We start from the raw sequence: 15,880 nt of genomic DNA, 5'->3' as shown, positions 1-15,880 counted from the left end.
CAGCGTCGCGTACCCACCGGTCGGCAGACGCGTCCCGGAGCACCGTTCGCGGACCGACTGTGGAGAGAGCGGGGGTGTGGACAACGGTTGCCCCCGCCGCCCGAAATGAGAGAAACCGCGGCAGGGGGACGCCGCGGTTTCTCGAAGTCTCGATCCGTGGGGGGACGAACCGAGCACCTATAGGGGGATGCTCTCTCGAGCGTGATCAGTATCACTTATCCACGCCATGAGCACAAGAACCGTATCGTGGAGACGTGTCCGCCCCACGCCGCCAGGGCCCTCGGTCATCGCACCGACCTCGCCGGATCGCCGCGTTCTTCGACCTCGACAAGACGATCATCGCCACCTCGTCGGTGTTCGCGTTCAACAAATCGTTCCTCGACGAGGGGCTGCTATCGCGTCGTTCCGTGATCGACCTGGCCTACACGCAGCTCGCGTTCAGTCTCTCCGACGCCGACGACGAGCAGATGCAGAAGGTGCGCCAGGCCATGGCCACCGCCACCAAGGGCTGGGAGCCCGCGAAGGTCGAGCGGATCGTCACCGAGGCGCTCACGGAGACCGTCTCGCCGACCGTCTACTCCGAGGCACAGGAACTGCTCGCCGAACACCGCGCCCTCGGGCACGACCTGGTGATCGTGTCCGCTTCCGGAGAGGAGCTCGTGGCGCCGATCGCCCGGATGCTCGGCGTGGACCACTACGCCGGCACCCGGATGAACCGCGACGCCGACGGGCGGTACGGCGGGGCGATCGAGTTCTACTGCCAGGGGCCGGGCAAGGCCGAGGCGATCCGGGCTTTCGCCGAGCGCTACGGCTACGACCTGGAGGGCTCGTACGCCTACTCGGACTCGTCCACCGACCTCCCGATGCTCGAGGAGGTGGGCCACCCCACCGTGATCAACCCGGACAGGGCCCTGCGCCGCGAGGCCCTGGAGCGCGGGTGGCCCATCCTCACCTTCTCCAACCCCACCCCGTTGCTGCCCACGCTGGAACGTGCGACCGGACCGATCGTCGGCGTCGGGGCCATCGCGCTCGCCGTGGGGGCCGCGACGTTCTCCTTCGCGCGCGCCGCGCGGCGAGACCACTGAGCCTGGTCCCTCCACCCGCCCCTCGGGCGCAACACCTCATCATCCGTCGCCGGGCCGGCGGGAGGCGATGGCGGGAATCACCCGCAAGTCCCCGGGTTCGTTGTGGGATCCCCCCATCGCCGGGGTGCCTGTCCGCGCGGCATGCTCAGGGCACGGTGACGAAGACGCCAGGACGGTGACGGAAGAGAAGTCATGGTCCCCCGTCCGAGACACCGTCATCGATACTCCGGAACCCACGCGACGGATAACGCCCGAGAGGCAACCCAGCCGTGGGTCCGCGCCAGCCGTCACCGACGGTTGTCCCGGACCGGCCACACGGCGGACCACAGGACGCCTGGTACCCGGATCTCTCGATGGAACCGCAGTGAGTTGGCGGGTCGGCACGCGTGCCGACCCGCCATTCGCGTGTCAGGAGTAGGACGCTCAGCCCCCGGCGGCATCGGCGATCGAGGTCGCCTCTCGCGCACCGGCCTCCAGCGCTCTACAGCAGTGAAGGATCCACGAACCGACGCCCTGCTCGGTGCCGGAGACGAAACCCTCCAGGGCCGACCGGTGCGCCGCGGGATCTCGGTAGAAGGTCACCTCCGGCACGCCCAGACAGTGCGGGTCGAGACCGGTGGACACGGTCACCAGCCGGAACGCCGCCCGGGCCACCACGCCGTCCGCGGACCCGAACGGCCGCAGTCCGGACAGCTCGCCCAGGACCACCGCCGCCAGGACGGGTGCGGGCACCTTCGTCCCACCGGTCACCAGCTCCGCCAACCCCAGGAGCCGCTCGGCCACGCCCTGGTCTGATCGGGGCCGGCCCAGGGCGGCCTCGTCCACGTCGGGGCCGGACGCGGCCAGCAGGTGCAGGTGGGCGAGCTCCTGCAGCGGAGAACGGGTCCACACCGCCACGGCCCGGTCGAGCGACTCCCCGGTCAGCTCTACGGCGACCCGCAGGGCGCCGGCGAGCACCTCGTCGTGGTCGCCGTCGGCGTCCAGTCGCACCGACGCGCCCTCCACGCCGGCCGAGGCCCGGGCCCCGCGCAGGACCGACTCCGCCGCTGTCGTGGGCCAGCCCCGACGGTTGGCGGGATGCCGGTGGACGGTGGCGAGCGCGCTCCTGGCGGCCTCCGATGCCTCCGCGACGCCGGGGAGCGCGAGCAGCGGGGCGAGGGGGTCCTGGGCTCGAGGGTTCACCCCGACGAGGTTACCGACCCGCGGGTCACCACCGCCCCGCGCGTCGCAATCCGCCGACACAGGCTGCCAACACCCGGCTCAACCGCTGTCGAGCTGGTGTAATCACCAGTACTTCAAGGGCTCGCCCGGCCCCGGTGCCCACCTCGACCCCCCGGAGATCCCGTGACCCTCAAAGACCAGCTCGACGCATTACTCGACGCGACCGCATTCGACTCGACAGGGACCAAGATCGGCGCCGTCCGCCAGGTCTACGTGGACGACGCCAGCGGCAAGATCACCTTTGCCACCGTCTCGACCGGCATCTTCTCCTCGGATGCCATCGTCCCCCTCCACGGCGCACGGCTCATCGACGACGAGCTGCACGTGGACCACACCCGCGCCATCATCCGGGACTCGCCACGCCCCGACCACACCGAGGACGCGTTGACCCCTGACCAGGAGCACCGGCTCTTGGAGTACTACGGCATCGAGGCCCCGGTGCGCGGCCGCGAGGCCTCGCCGTCCGCGCCCGGGAGGAAGGCGGAATCGACGCCCGGGAAGAAGCCCACAGAGAAGCCTGCGGACACGCCTCCCGAGACGAAGCCTGGGAAGAAACCTGACAAGGCGCCCGCGGTGAAGAAGGCCCGCGAGGCGGACACGCCGGGCGACGCGACCCAGGACAAAGCGAGGCAGGACAAGGCGAGGCCGGACACGAGGACGCCGACGAAGTCGACTCCGGCAGAGGCGACACAGGCAGAGGCGACGCAGGCAGAGGACGAGCCCGGGACGAAGCGGCCCGGGCGGGAGTCCCGGGGAGACGCGGTGACCGCCGGGGAGAAGTCACCGGAGGGCGCGGCGAAGGCCGGGGGGAAGTCCGGGGTGACGACGACGAGGTCGCCGGAGACCACGGTGGGCGAAGGCCGGAGAACCGGGAAGACAGAGGCCCCGGAGGGTGCCGGCGGCACCCCTGACGACGGCAGTGAGACGGACGATTCCCCAGGGCGCGAGCCGAGGTCCTGACCCCTTCTCCCCCCGCGTCCCCCCATCGGGTGTGTTGCGAAACACGGCGAAAGGTATGTGACTACGCTCACAGAAACCGGTCCGGTCGTTTCCGCCGTGTCGATTCCGGCCGCCGTGAACACATATCCCGAGAGAGAGCCGCTGATGACCGATCACGACCACACCCAGACCTACGCCCCCGAGCCCGACTTCACCGCACAGGCCAACGCGCAGGCCGATCTCTACGACGTGGCAGCCTCCGACCGACTCGCGTTCTGGGACGAGCAGGCACGGCGTCTGGACTGGTCGACCGAGTGGTCCGAGGTCCTCGACTGGTCCGACGCCCCGGTCGCCAAGTGGTTCGTGGGCGGCACGCTCAACGTCGCCTACAACTGCGTGGACCGCCACGTCGAGGCCGGCAACGGCGACCGGGTGGCGATCCACTGGATCGGCGAGCCCGAGGACGACGCCCGCGACATCACCTACGCCGAACTCAAGGACGAGGTCAGCCGCGCGGCCAACTACCTTCATTCCCTCGGGCTGGTCGCCGGCGACCGGGTGGCCATTTACATGCCGCTGCTCCCCGAGGTCTACATCGCGATGCTCGCGTGCGCCCGCCTCGGACTGACCCACTCCGTCGTCTTCGCCGGCTTCTCCCCCGCCGCCCTGCGCTCCCGCATCGACGACGCCGAGGCCAAGCTCGTGATCACCGCCGACGGACAGTTCCGTCGCGGTAAGCCCGCCCCGCTCAAGGCCGGAGTCGACGACGCGCTGGCCGGGAACCTCGAGGGTGTCGACGGGCACGCGAAGTCCGTGCAGAACGTCCTCGTCGTTCGCCGCACCGGCCTGGACGTCGAGTGGACGGAGGGCCGCGACGTCTGGTGGGACGAGGTGGTCCCCCAGCAGTCCCCCGAGCACACGCCGGAGGCCTTCGACTCCGAGCACCCGCTGTTCCTGCTCTACACCTCCGGCACCACCGGCAAGCCCAAGGGGATCGTCCACACCTCCGGCGGCTACCTCACCCAGGCCTCGTACACCCACCACAACGTCTTCGACCACAAGGCCGGCCAGGACGTCTACTGGTGCACCGCGGACGTCGGGTGGGTCACCGGCCACACGTACGGCGTGTACGCCCCGCTCTCGAACGGCGCCGAGTGCATCGTCTACGAGGGCACCCCCAACTCGCCGGACGAGCACCGCCACTTCCAGATCATCGAGAAGTACGGCGTGACCATCTACTACTCCGCGCCGACACTCGTCCGGACCTTCATGAAGTGGGGCGCCGAGATCCCGGCCGAGCACGACCTGTCCTCGATCCGCCTGCTCGGCTCCGTCGGTGAGCCGATCAACCCGGAGGCGTGGCGCTGGTACCGCGACAACCTCGGTGGGGGGAAGGCCCCCATCGTGGACACGTGGTGGCAGACCGAGACCGGCGCGATCATGATCTCCCCACTGCCGGGCGTGACCGAGACCAAGCCCGGTTCGGCCATGCGGCCGCTCCCCGGCATCAACGTGGCGATCGTGGACAGCGACGCCAAGGAGGTCGCGCCGGAGGAGCAGGGCTTCCTGGTGATCACCGAGCCGTGGCCGGCCATGCTCCGCGGCATCTGGGGCGACATGGAGCGCTACCGCGACACCTACTGGTCACGGTTCGCGGAGGAGGGTTACTACTTCGCCGGCGACGGCGCCAAGTGGGACTCCGACGGCGCACTGTGGGTGCTCGGCCGCGTCGACGACGTCATGAACATCTCCGGCCACCGGATCTCCACCTCGGAGGTCGAGTCCGCCCTCGTGGGCCACCGTGCGGTCGCCGAGGCGGCGGTCGTCGGAGCCAACGACGAGACCACCGGCCAGGCGATCGTCGCGTACGTGATCCTGCGCGGCAGCGTCGACGCCGAGGAGGACCGCCAGAAGCTCATCGACGAGTTGCGCGCCGAGGTCTCGCGGGAGATCTCCCCGATCGCCAAGCCGCGCGACATCACGATCGTGCCCGAGCTGCCCAAGACGCGGTCCGGGAAGATCATGCGGCGCCTGCTCAAGGACATGGCCGAGGGCCGCGACGGCGGGGACACCTCGACGCTGTCCGATCCGACCATCATGGAACAGATCAGGGAGAAGGGCACCCGCGGCTGACCGGGTAGCGGGTGAAGGCAGCCACGTGTCGTGGCACGATGGACGGCGGTGCATCCGTCGCCTGACAATGGAGGAACAACCGTGAGCCACGCCCAGGGAACCCACTCGCCGACCGAGGCATCGATCCCTCTGCACGACGCGGATTCGATCGGTCGGGGCGACGCCAGCATCGGAACCCTGGTCAAGAACGCCACGACACAGATGTCCACGCTCGTCCGCGCGGAGATCGAACTGGCGAAGACCGAGGTCACCGAGCAGGTCAAGAAGGCGGCCACCGGGTCCGGTTTCTTCGTCGCGGCGCTCGTGTTGCTGCTCATGTCCTTCTTCCCGTTCGTCTTCATGTGGGCGAAGCTCATCTCGCTGTGGTTCGGCACCAAGACGTGGGACTGGATCGGGTTCCTCATCGTGTTCGTCGTGCTGGTGCTGTTGGCGGCGGTGTGCGGGCTTCTCGGGTACCGCAAGATCAAGAAGATCCGTAAGCCCCAGCGCACCATCGACTCGGTGTCCGACCTCAAGCTGGCCATGCCCACGGGCGCCGAGCCGCGGCCCGGGACGGTGCGGGTCTCCGAGACGCCCCAGCCCGCCTCGCGCAGCTGAAGACTCCAGCACACCGGCCGCCCGACCCGTCGATCGTCAGGATCGACGGGTCGTGGCGGCATCGTGACGTCTCGGCCAACGGCATCCGCCTGCACGTGGCCGAGGCCCTCCCGACCGACACCACCCCGGGGGAACTCCCACCGCTGGTGCTGATGATCCACGGTCTGGGCGGCATCTGGTGGACCATGCGTGCACCCGTGGTCGCGCTGGCCGAGGCCGGTTTCCACGCCGTCGCGGTGGACCTGCGGGGCCACGGCGACTCCGACAAGCCACCTCGCGGCTACGACGGGTGGACGCTGTCCTCCGACATCACCCACCTCATCCGGGCGCTCGGGCACTCCTCCGCGGTGATCGTGGGGCAGGGCGAGGGCGGATTCGTGGCCTGGACCGCCGCGTACCGGCGGCCGCGCGCGGTGCGGGGCCTCGTCGTCATCGGATCCCCCCACCCCCTGGCCACCCGCCGCGCCGCGCTCCGCGATCGCGCGCAACGTCGCGCCCTGGTCCCCCGCCTCCTGGCGGACCAGGCACCCCGACTACCCGAGCGGCACCTCACGGCAGACGGCGCTGCGTCGGTGGAGTCGATGCTCAGGGCCCGCTCCGGCCCGGCGTGGCCCGACACCGACGACTTCCGGGAGACCGCCGCGCTGCTGAGGCGGGCCATGCTCATCCCCAAGGTCGCGCACCTGTCCCTGGAGTCCCGCCGCTGGATGGTCCGCAGTCAGTTCCGTCCGGACGGCCGCGACTTCCGCCGCACGGTGTCCGGAGTGCTCGATCAGCCGGTGCTGGGGATCAGCGGCGCCGAGGACCGGTTCATCCGCCCGGAGACGGTCCGCTCGTCGGCGTCGTGGGCCCGCGATCTGCGCACCGAACTGGTCCCGGACGCGGGGCACTACCCGGCGATGGAACAACCCCGGGCCACGTCCCGCTTGATCGTGGACTTCGCGCGCCACGTGAACGGGCTCTGACCGCTCGGCACGATCCCCTGGAGCCAGATCCACCCACGCGGGACTTCGCCACCCCCCTTCGACTTACGCGCCCCCTCTGCACGTTGATCGTCGGAGTGCGCTGCCAAGGCGGACCATTCGCGCAGCGCGAGCCGCGAGAGCGGGGTGAGCGAGAGGGCGAGGGTTAGGGGGCGAGAGCGGGGCGAGGGCTAGGGGTTAGGAGCTTCCGCTCAGCGGGCCCCGACGCAGCTTCCCGTGGAGACGGGCTCCAGCGAGTCGACCGCCAGCTGGAGCTGCGGGAGGACCTGCTCGACGGTGAGCGCGTACCCGGTGTCGGCGGCGTCCATCGCGGCTCCGAACACCACTCCCACGACCTGCCCTTGAGGCGTGATCAGCGGTCCACCGGAGTTGCCCTCGCGCACCGCCCCACGAAGGATGTACACCTCGCGCTCGACCGTCGCCTCGCGATAGATGTCCGGGCCGCGCAACGTCACCCGCTCGCGGATCCGGGCGGCGTCCGGCCGATAGGGGCCGTTGCCGGGATAACCCACGACGATGGCGTCGTCACCGCTCCGGGCCCGATCGTCGGCGAAGGGCAGGACCGGCGCCTGCAGGCCCGGCACGCGCAGGACGGCAACGTCGACGCCCGGGTCGTAGACCACCACGTCCGCCTCGAGTTCCTGATCGCCGGCGACGACGCTGACCGAGCCGGTGCCCGCCACCACGTGCGCGTTGGTCATGACCAGCCCGGGGGCGGCGACGAACCCCGAGCCCTCGAGCGCACGGCTGCACGACTCGGCGCGGCCCAGGATCTTGAGCACGGACGGCTGCACCGACGCCACGACCTCCGACCCGGCGAGCACCGGGTCGGGCGGGGGCACCTCCTGCATGGGCGTGGTGCCGAACGGGCCGAGGATGTCCGGGAACCCGGTGGTGCCGAGGACCGAGGTGAACGCCGCCGGGATCCGCTGCATCTGCTCCGGCGCCACGTCGTCGATCTTGGCCAGCACCGACGACCCGCGCACGGCCTTGCCCAGCCCCGGGCCCTCCTGGGCCGCCACGGGGATGGCCACCAGCCACGCCACCAGCAGCATCGCAGCGGCCTGGAAGACGGCCCCGACGGTGCTGTCGAGGATCTTGGCCCCGGCCCCGGAGATGTAGCGCCTGGCTGCGCGGCCGATCGTCACCCCGGCGATCTGGCCGATGATCACCATCACCGCGATCACGGCCAGTCCCGCCGCGAGCCGGCCCACCGGTGAGTCGAGTTCCCTCACCAGGTGGGGTGCCACGAGCAGTCCGGAGGTGGCACCGATCGCCACGCCGAGCAGTGCGAAACCCGACGCCGCGGCGCCGTTGATCCAGCCCGAGATGGCCGCCGCCGCGGCGAGCGCGTACAGGGCGAGGTCGAGCCACTGAGAGCCCGTCACCGGTACCCCCTCCGGGGATCGTCTGCGGGCAGGTCGAGCGGTTCCTCGTCGTCGTCCACGGGTACACCGCCCCGCGCGGCGTCGGACAGTGTCCTGGAGGCGGAAACCGGGCCGTCGACAGTGTCGGCCGTGTCGGGCACGGCGGCATCAGGCACGGCGTCGGGGGCGGCGTTGGAGGCGGCGTCGGCGGGCACGGCGGCTTCAGGCACGGCGGCGGCGAGGCCGGATCGTGCGCCGGGCACCCCGGCCACCGTCCTGTCGGCCAGCGGGTCGTCGGACTCGCGTCGCGCCTCCTCCGCCGACATCCGGTGCTGCTCGCCGTTGCCGGAGGCCGCCAGGGTCTGCTCCAGATCCCGCACGTCGTCGGTGTCCCAGTCCAGGTCCCAGCCGGCGGAGTGGAACATCGCGGCCAGGATCCCGGCGGTGAAACCCCACACCACCAGGTCGTCGTGCTGGAACGCCGGTCCGGTCCACCCCGTGGTGTGCCGGAGCAGGAAGCGGTTGGCCGGGTCGAGCATCTCACTCACCGGCACCGTCATCACCCGCGCGGTCTCGCCCGGATCCACCGACGAGACCTCCATCGGCTCACGCCAGTAGGCCAACACCGGGGCGACGGAGTAGTTGGACACCGGGATGTACAGCTCGGGCAACACGGCGAGGACGTCCACGCCGTGGCTCTCCAGCCCCGTCTCCTCCCACGCCTCGCGCAGGGCCGCCTCGACCGGTCCGCTGTCCGTGTCGTCGACCCCGCCACCGGGGAACGAGATCTGACCCGAATGGTTGCGCAGCGTGGGTGCGCGGTGGGTGAGCAGCACGCGGGCGTCCTCCGGGGGGTGCGGGCCGGGCGCGTCCGCCGAACCCGAGAACAGCACCAGCACGGCGGCGTCCCGATGGGGACGACCGACCTCGTTGGGGCCGCGGTCCTCGGGCGGGCGCCGCCTGGGCAGCAGCCCGTCGAAGCTGCCGTCGGTACACGCCGCCATGAGCGGATCCATCCACCCGGGATGCGGTACGCCGGTCACGTCGCCGGGACGGGGCACGGGGGCGTCCCGCGTGGAACCGGTCATGCGGTGACCCCCAGATGCTCGGAGACGGCGTCGAGCACGTCCTGCTCGGTGTCCATCGGCTCGATGAGCACGTGCGCCACCGTGCCGTCGGCGCGGACGAACACGGTCAGCGGCAGGACGGGCGGCGCCCCCAGCAGGCTCGGCAGCTCCTCGTCCTGGTCGGAGACGGAGATCAGTTCCTCGATCCCGAGCGCGGCCAGGGTGTCGAACCCCTTGGTCTCGGAGGGATCGGTGTGGGACAGCACCACCCGGACCTGGTCGCCCAGCGTGGCCTGCGCGTCCCGGATGGCAGGGAGCTCCCTGCGGCACGGCTCGCACCAGTAGGCCCACAGGTTGACCACCATCGGACGGCCCGCCTGGATCTTGCCGAGTGTGGTGGTGCTGCCGTCGTCCATGCACCGCACCATGAACCCGGCGACGGGGCCCGCGGTGGTGGCCGCCATTGCGCTGTCGCGGCACTCCGGGAGCCCGGCCGTCGCGCGGGTGTCGGGGTCCACGACGGTCTGCGGCTCGTCGAGCGGAGGTGCGCCCACCGGGGGCGCGGTCGGTGCCGACGCGGCTCCCCCGGACTCCTGGTCGTCACCCAGTGTGGAGACCAGCGCGACGACGACGCCGATCAGCGCCACGAGCGCCACCAACGACCATCTCAGTGAGGCGCTCACACCTGATCCCCCAGTCCGACCAGCTGCAACAGGTGTTCGCGTTCCGGTCCCGCCACGAGGCGGGCGGCAGCGACGGGATCGAGCGGGCCGACCTCACCCGCGGACGGGCAGTCGTCGGCCAGGACACACGCACCACAGGCCGCGGTCCGTGCGTGACACACCCGGCGGCCGTGGAAGATGATCCGGTGACTGGCGTCGGTCCATCCCGCGCGCGGGAGCAGCCTCGCCACCTCCCGCTCGATGCGGACCGGGTCGGTGGCCTCGGTCCACTTCCAGCGCGCCACCAGTCGCATGAAGTGGGTGTCCACGGTCAGACCGGGCACGCCGAACGCGTTCCCGAGCACCACGTTGGCCGTCTTCCGTCCGAATCCGGGGAGGGTGACCAGGTCCTCGAGCCGCCCCGGCACCTCGCCGTCGTACTTCTCCACCAGAGCCGCGCCCAGGCCCTGGATGCTCCGTGCCTTGTTGCGGTAGAAACCGGTCGGCCGGATCAGCGCCTCGAGCTCGTCGCGGTCCGCGCCCGCGTAGTCCGCCGCCGTTCGGTACCGGGCGAACAGCGCCGGCGTGACCTCGTTGACCCGCTTGTCGGTGCACTGGGCGGACAGGATCGTCGCGACGCTCAGCTCGAGCGGGTCGGTGAAGTCGAGTTCGCAGTAGACGTGCGGAAAGGCGTCCTCGAGGGTGCGGAGCATGCGCCTGGCGCGGCGGGTGCGCCCGAGGTCGGTTTCCACCCCCCTCGCGGCCACCCCTCGTCTGCGGCGCTTCACGGAAGCTGGAGCGGGGTCGGGCATGAGTCCACATTACGGCCCGGACCACCCTCGGGTGCGCCGGGTCGCACGTGCGTGCCGGTCCCCGGGGGTGTTTACTCGGGGGCATGCAGGGAATCCTCGTCGTCCTGGTCCCGGTCCTCCTCGCCGGTTTCGCCCTACTGATGGACAAGTTCGAGGCCGCCATCCTGGCCGAGCCGGAGAAGATCGACCCCTGACCCACCCGGGTAGCCGCGCGTTGGTCACACCTCGGGCACCGGAACGGCTACAGTGGCTTTCGCCACACGCACGCCATGGCGCGGACCTCGCTCGTCCACGCCCGAACGGGAGGGTCACAGACTGTGACGATAGATCGCCGCACGGACCAGTCTGCCGACGACGTACTCACCCGGGCCGGCATCTTCCAGGGTGTCGAGCCCGCGGCCGTCTCGGCGCTGCGTGCTGACCTGACCCGCGAGGAGTACTCGAAGGGTGACGTGATCATCCGGGAGGGCGAGCAGGGCGACAGCCTGTACATCGTCACCTCCGGCAAGGTGAAGCTCTCCCGCAAGGCGCCCGACGGTCGCGAGAACCTGCTGTCGATCCTCGGCCCGTCGGACATGTTCGGTGAGCTGTCGATCTTCGACCCGGGTCCGCGGACCTCCTCGGCGGTCTGCGTCACCGACGTCTCCGTGCAGTCCATGGACCGCTCCGCGCTCAAGCGGTGGATCTCTGAGCGTCCCGAGATCTCCGATCAGCTGCTGCGCGTGTTGGCCCGCCGCCTGCGCCGCACCAACAACAACCTCGCGGACCTCATCTTCACCGACGTCCCCGGTCGCGTGGCCAAGGCGTTGCTGCAGCTGGCCCAGCGCTTCGGCACCCAGGAGGGCGGCAACATCCGCGTGACGCACGACCTCACGCAGGAGGAGATCGCCCAGCTGGTCGGCGCGTCCCGCGAGACGGTCAACAAGGCCCTGGCCGAGTTCGCACACCGCGGCTGGCTGCGCCTCGAGGGCAAGAGCGTCATCATCTCCGACACCGAGCGCCTGGCCCGCCGCGCCCGCTGAGCGCCGCCGGCCTCATCGAGCCTCATCGAGACCGGCCTCATCGAGAAGAGCGTTCCGCGCACATCCCCCGAGAGAGGGGTGCGCGGAACGCTCTTTTCGTTGGGCGGGCCGGAGCGGTTGGGCGGGCCGGGGCGGATCAGGCGTCGAGGCGGTCCAGGTAGCGCAGGGCCACGACGGTCGACTGCTCGGCGACGATCAGCAGGAACGGCGTCACGTCCCGGTAGATGTGCCGGGTGATCGCTTCAGCTGAGGCGTCGCGGCCCAGCTCGTCTCGGGCCGCCACGATCTGCTCGAGCCGGTCGCGACGGTGGCGGCCGAGCACCTGCGCAGCGCGGCCGGTGTTCTCCACATCCGGCCCGTGCCCGGGGATGCCCGTCACGCCGTCGGCCCGCGCGGCCAGCAGATCCATACTGCCCAGGTAGTCGCCCAGATCGCCGTCGGTGGAGTCCAGGACTGTCGAATCGCGGCCCAGGATCGTGTCGCCCAGCACCACGCAGTCCGCCGGCGCGGTGAACCCGGTACCCGCGGGACGCACCTCGAGGCTGACCGAGTCCGCGGTGTGCCCGGGCGTGGCAAGCACGATGATGTCGAGCCCGGCGGAGTGGATCTCCTCGCCGTCGACCAGCGGCTCGGCATCGCGGCAGAACCGCTCCTGCACCGCACGGACCGGCGCGCCGGTCAGCGCCCGGAGGTGGTCGATCCCGTCGGTGTGGTCGCCGTGGCGATGGGTGACGACGACGAGCTCGATCTCCCCCACGATGGCGGCGATCCGCTCGGCGTGCGCGCGATCGTCCGGCCCGGGATCCACCACGACTGCGGTGGGCGATCCCGGGGCCCGCAGCACGACCGTGTTGGTCCCCTCGAAGGTCATCTCCGAGGGGTTGTCGCAGAGGATCACCCCGGACAGGTCGGTGACGGGGCGAAGCGTCTCGTACGCGGGGAAGGTGATCGGGGCCAGACCGCCGGTCGTCGCCATGGTTCCGGCCCTAGCCCTCGACCTCGACGATGAGCTCGACCTCCACGGGCGCGTCGAGCGGCAGCTCGGACACGCCGACGGCCGAGCGGGCGTGGACCCCGGCGTCGCCGAAGACCTCACCCAACACGTCCGAGGCGCCGTTGACCACGGCGGGCTGGGCGTTGAAACCGGGGGCGGAGGCGACGAACCCGACAACCTTGACGATCCTCACCACCGAGTCGATGCCCACCAGGCCGTCGATGGCTGCGAGCGCGTTGAGTGCGCAGGTCCGGGCGAGATCGGCGGCCGCTTCCGGGCTGACCTCGGCGCCGACCTTGCCGGTCGCGGCGAGGCCGCCGTCGACCATCGGGAGCTGACCGGAGGTGTAGACGTACGCCCCCGTCCGTACGGCGGGGACATAGTTGGCCAGCGGAGGGACAACGGTCGGCAGCTCGATCCCCAGCTGCTCCAGCTTGCGACTCCAGTAACCCCCGCCCTCGCCCTCCGACATCAGAGCTGGCGCTTGAGGTAGGCGACGTGCTGTTCGCCGGTGGGCCCGGGCAGCACGGAGACGAGCTCCCAGCCGTCACTGCCCCACTGGTCAAGGATCTGCTTGGTGGCGTGGGTGAGCAGCGGGACGGTCGCGTACTCGAACCGGGCTGCGGAGGTGGATTCGCTCATGACCCCCACTCTAGGGAAGTCGAGAGCAGCCCGCGCGCGATGGTGGATGCGCTTAGTCTGGAACGCATGCCGTCCACCGACATTCCAGGAACGCAGGCGACACGTACGCAGGAGGCACAGTCGACGCGGTCGAGCATCGCCGACGAGCTGTCCACCGGCTGGTCCGACTCCTCCGCCCGTGCCGATCTCCACTACGTGTCCGGCAAGGGGGGAACGGGCAAGACCACGGTCGCCACCTCGCTCGCGCTGGCACTGGCCTCGACCGGTAAGCGCGTGCTGCTGGTGGAGGTGGAGGAACGCCAGGGCATCTCGCGGATCTTCGACCGCGCCCCGCTGCCCTATCGCGAGGAGCTGGTGGCCCGGGTCGACGGCGGCGGCAAGGTCTTCGCGCTGGCCATCGACATCGAGGCCGCGATGCTCGACTACCTCGACACCTTCTATCACCTCGGTGTGGTGGGCAAGGTCATGAAGTCGGTGGGTGCGATCGAGTTCGCCACCACCATCGCCCCCGGACTCAAGGACGTGCTCCTGACCGGGAAGATCTACGAGGTCGTCACGCGCCAACACGCCAAGAAGGAGGTGGTGTACGACGCCGTGGTGGTGGACGCCCCGCCGACGGGCCGCATCGGCAAGTTCCTCGACGTGACCACCGCGATGGCGGACCTGGCCGCCGGCGGCCCCATTCGTCGTCAGGCCGATGCCGTCTCCGAGCTGGTCCACTCCCCGCAGACGGTCGTCCACCTGGTCACCCTCCTCGAGTCCCTGCCCGTCCAGGAGACCATCGAGGCGATCGAGGAGTTGCGCTCCCACGAACTGCGGGTCGGCCAGGTGATCATCAACCGGGCCGAGACCAGGCACCTCGACGACGCCGCGCTCGAGCGGATCGCCGAGGAGGACATCGATGCCGAGGCGGTGCTCGCCGGGCTCGAGGAGACCGGTGTGGAGCTCGACGACGAGGGCCTGCAGGGACTGTTGGTGGAGGCCATCGAACACGCGCGCGTCGCACGCGGTCAGCTCAAGGCCGGCGAGACGCTGACCTCCTCCGGCTGCCCGACCCTCGTGCTGCCCGCCCTGCCCAACGGCGTCGAGGTCGCCGATCTGTACGACCTCGCCTCCGCCCTCGTCGATCAGGGAGTGCACTGATATGACCCGTCGTCTCGACATCACGGCCATGCTCACCGACCCCGCGACCCGCGTCGTGGTCTGCACCGGAGCCGGCGGCGTGGGCAAGACCACCACCGCCGCGGCGGTCGCCCTGCGCGCCGCCGAGCTCGGCCGCGACACCGTGGTCCTCACGATCGACCCCGCCCGGCGCCTCGCGCAGGCGCTGGGCATCGACAGCCTCTCCAACGAGCCGTCCCGGGTGGACCTCGGGCCGGAGCACGCGGACTCGGACGGGTCGCTACACGCGATGATGCTCGACATGCGTCGCACGTTCGACGAGCTGGTCACCGCCAACACGACGCCCGAGAAGGCGCAGTCCATCCTGGACAACCGCTTCTACAAGACCATGGTCACGTCCTTCGCCGGGACGCAGGAGTACATGGCCATGGAGAAGCTGGGGCAGCTGCTCGAGGACTCGACGTGGGACCTCGTCGTGGTGGACACCCCTCCCTCGCGCAACGCCCTCGACTTCCTCGACGCCCCGCGCCGCCTGGGCGCCTTCATGGACAGCCGCCTCATGCGGGTGTTCGCCGCGCCCGGCCGCGGGGTGGGCCGGTTGATGACGGGCGCCATGAGTACTGCGATGCGGGGGGTGTCGGCCGTCGTCGGCTCGTCGATGCTCAAGGACGCATCGGAGATGGTGGTGGCCCTGGACTCCACGTTCGGCGGGTTCGCCACCCGCGCCTCCCGCACCCAGGCGGTCCTGCGCCGCAAGGGCACCGAGTTCCTGGTGGTCTCGTCCGCGGAACGGCCCGCCCTGCGCGAGGCCGCGTTCTTCGCCGAACGGCTCTCGGAGGAGGAGATGCCGCTCGCGGGGGTCGTGATCAACCGCACCCACCCGCGACTCACGGACCTGACGGCCGAGCAGGCGTGTGCGGCCGCCGATCGGCTGGCGGGGAACCCCGAGGCCGAGGCGGTCCTGCGCATCCACGCCGACCGGGCCGGGACGGCCAAGCAGGAGGTCCGCCTGCTGGAGTCGTTCACCGACACCCATCCGGACGTACGGATCGTGGGCGTGCCCTCGCTCCCGTTCGAGATCTCCAACCTGCAGGCGCTGCGCTCGGTCGGCGACCAGCTCTGCGGCTGACCAGGTCTGCCGCTGACCAGCACTGTGGCTGACCAGGTCTGCCGCTGACCAGCACTGTGGCTGACCAGCGCTGTGGCTGACCAGGACACCTGGTGAGGTGAGGCC

16 protein-coding genes are annotated in these 15,880 nt (G+C 70.7%); 8 read left to right on the top strand and 8 right to left on the bottom strand.

What is annotated here, in order from left to right; genetic code table 11:
- Positions 1–254 precede the first annotated feature (254 nt).
- A complete protein-coding gene (locus A6048_RS02465; RefSeq protein ID WP_107749364.1) occupies positions 255–1,085 on the top strand; it encodes an HAD family hydrolase in 831 nt (276 codons plus the stop codon).
- 423 nt (positions 1,086–1,508) lie between these two features.
- On the opposite strand, the gene A6048_RS02460 is transcribed toward A6048_RS02465, so the two are convergent.
- Positions 1,509–2,267, bottom strand: a complete 759-nt coding sequence (locus A6048_RS02460; protein ID WP_107749385.1) for a Fic family protein — start codon at positions 2,265–2,267, stop codon at positions 1,509–1,511.
- Between the two features lie 162 nt (positions 2,268–2,429).
- Between A6048_RS02460 and A6048_RS02455 the strand changes: the two genes are divergently transcribed.
- From A6048_RS02455 to A6048_RS02440, 4 genes are all read left to right on the top strand, one after another.
- Positions 2,430–3,266: a PRC-barrel domain-containing protein gene (locus A6048_RS02455; RefSeq protein ID WP_107749363.1), complete on the top strand. Its 837-nt coding sequence runs from the start codon at positions 2,430–2,432 to the stop codon at positions 3,264–3,266.
- A 144-nt stretch (positions 3,267–3,410) separates the two neighbouring features.
- Positions 3,411–5,378 (top strand): acetate--CoA ligase, encoded by a 1,968-nt coding sequence (gene acs, locus A6048_RS02450; RefSeq protein ID WP_107749362.1) that lies wholly within the window; start codon positions 3,411–3,413, stop codon positions 5,376–5,378.
- Positions 5,379–5,459: 81 nt separating this feature from the next.
- A complete protein-coding gene (locus tag A6048_RS02445) occupies positions 5,460–5,975 on the top strand; it encodes a phage holin family protein (protein WP_107749361.1) in 516 nt (171 codons plus the stop codon).
- A gap of 95 nt (positions 5,976–6,070) precedes the next feature.
- The gene (locus A6048_RS02440; protein ID WP_235027335.1) at positions 6,071–6,940 is read left to right on the top strand and encodes an alpha/beta fold hydrolase; all 870 of its coding nucleotides are present in this window, start codon (positions 6,071–6,073) and stop codon (positions 6,938–6,940) included.
- A 209-nt stretch (positions 6,941–7,149) separates the two neighbouring features.
- On the opposite strand, the gene A6048_RS02435 is transcribed toward A6048_RS02440, so the two are convergent.
- The 4 genes from A6048_RS02435 to nth are packed head-to-tail and all read right to left on the bottom strand — an operon-like array spanning position 7,150 to position 10,866.
- Positions 7,150–8,346, bottom strand: coding sequence for a MarP family serine protease (locus tag A6048_RS02435; RefSeq protein WP_107749360.1), 1,197 nt, complete (start codon positions 8,344–8,346; stop codon positions 7,150–7,152).
- Positions 8,343–9,413, bottom strand: a complete 1,071-nt coding sequence (locus A6048_RS02430) for an NUDIX hydrolase (RefSeq protein WP_235027334.1) — start codon at positions 9,411–9,413, stop codon at positions 8,343–8,345. Before A6048_RS02430 ends, A6048_RS02435 begins: the two co-directional genes overlap by 4 nt.
- Positions 9,410–10,075 carry a TlpA family protein disulfide reductase gene (locus A6048_RS02425; protein WP_107749359.1) on the bottom strand — a complete coding sequence of 222 codons (666 nt, stop codon included), beginning with the start codon at positions 10,073–10,075 and terminating at the stop codon, positions 9,410–9,412. The genes A6048_RS02430 and A6048_RS02425 overlap by 4 nt, the downstream gene beginning before the upstream one ends.
- The gene (gene nth, locus A6048_RS02420) at positions 10,072–10,866 is read right to left on the bottom strand and encodes an endonuclease III (RefSeq protein ID WP_372450624.1); all 795 of its coding nucleotides are present in this window, start codon (positions 10,864–10,866) and stop codon (positions 10,072–10,074) included. Before nth ends, A6048_RS02425 begins: the two co-directional genes overlap by 4 nt.
- Before the next feature lie 317 nt (positions 10,867–11,183).
- Here nth and A6048_RS02415 point away from each other — a divergent pair, with 317 nt between their 5' ends.
- Entirely contained in the window at positions 11,184–11,888 is a 705-nt protein-coding gene (locus A6048_RS02415) for a Crp/Fnr family transcriptional regulator (protein WP_107749357.1), read from the top strand.
- Positions 11,889–12,024: 136 nt separating this feature from the next.
- Here A6048_RS02415 and A6048_RS02410 read toward each other — a convergent pair whose 3' ends face one another.
- The 3 genes from A6048_RS02410 to sp36 are packed head-to-tail and all read right to left on the bottom strand — an operon-like array spanning position 12,025 to position 13,524.
- Entirely contained in the window at positions 12,025–12,864 is an 840-nt protein-coding gene (locus A6048_RS02410; RefSeq protein ID WP_107749356.1) for an MBL fold metallo-hydrolase, read from the bottom strand.
- A 10-nt stretch (positions 12,865–12,874) separates the two neighbouring features.
- Positions 12,875–13,354, bottom strand: coding sequence for a RidA family protein (locus A6048_RS02405; RefSeq protein ID WP_107749355.1), 480 nt, complete (start codon positions 13,352–13,354; stop codon positions 12,875–12,877).
- Positions 13,354–13,524, bottom strand: coding sequence for a Sp36 family protein (sp36, locus tag A6048_RS02400; protein ID WP_107749354.1), 171 nt, complete (start codon positions 13,522–13,524; stop codon positions 13,354–13,356). The genes A6048_RS02405 and sp36 overlap by 1 nt, the downstream gene beginning before the upstream one ends.
- A 66-nt stretch (positions 13,525–13,590) precedes the next feature.
- Here sp36 and bagA point away from each other — a divergent pair, with 66 nt between their 5' ends.
- Together bagA and bagB are read left to right on the top strand one after the other, a co-directional pair.
- Entirely contained in the window at positions 13,591–14,667 is a 1,077-nt protein-coding gene (gene bagA, locus A6048_RS02395) for an ATPase BagA (protein ID WP_235027333.1), read from the top strand.
- A 1-nt stretch (position 14,668) separates the two neighbouring features.
- Positions 14,669–15,775 carry an ArsA family ATPase gene (gene bagB / locus A6048_RS02390; protein ID WP_107749353.1) on the top strand — a complete coding sequence of 369 codons (1,107 nt, stop codon included), beginning with the start codon at positions 14,669–14,671 and terminating at the stop codon, positions 15,773–15,775.
- Positions 15,776–15,880 lie beyond the last annotated feature (105 nt).

The organism is Dietzia psychralcaliphila, from assembly GCF_003096095.1.
GTDB classification, from domain to species: Bacteria; Actinomycetota; Actinomycetes; order Mycobacteriales; family Mycobacteriaceae; genus Dietzia; species Dietzia psychralcaliphila.
The sequence above is the reverse complement of the archived record's forward strand: the minus strand, read 5'-3'. Positions and strand labels throughout refer to the sequence as shown.

Bases quoted from the DNA above. Each gene is read 5' to 3' on its own strand.
- sp36 (WP_107749354.1), bottom strand. From the start codon at position 13,524: ATGAGCGAATCCACCTCCGCAGCCCGGTTCGAGTACGCGACCGTCCCG.
- A6048_RS02410 (WP_107749356.1), bottom strand. From the start codon at position 12,864: ATGGCGACGACCGGCGGTCTGGCCCCGATCACCTTCCCCGCGTACGAG.
- bagA (WP_235027333.1), top strand. From the start codon at position 13,591: ATGCCGTCCACCGACATTCCAGGAACGCAGGCGACACGTACGCAGGAG.
- nth (WP_372450624.1), bottom strand. From the start codon at position 10,866: ATGCCCGACCCCGCTCCAGCTTCCGTGAAGCGCCGCAGACGAGGGGTG.
- A6048_RS02405 (WP_107749355.1), bottom strand. From the start codon at position 13,354: ATGTCGGAGGGCGAGGGCGGGGGTTACTGGAGTCGCAAGCTGGAGCAG.
- acs (WP_107749362.1), top strand. From the start codon at position 3,411: ATGACCGATCACGACCACACCCAGACCTACGCCCCCGAGCCCGACTTC.
- bagB (WP_107749353.1), top strand. From the start codon at position 14,669: ATGACCCGTCGTCTCGACATCACGGCCATGCTCACCGACCCCGCGACC.
- A6048_RS02430 (WP_235027334.1), bottom strand. From the start codon at position 9,413: ATGACCGGTTCCACGCGGGACGCCCCCGTGCCCCGTCCCGGCGACGTG.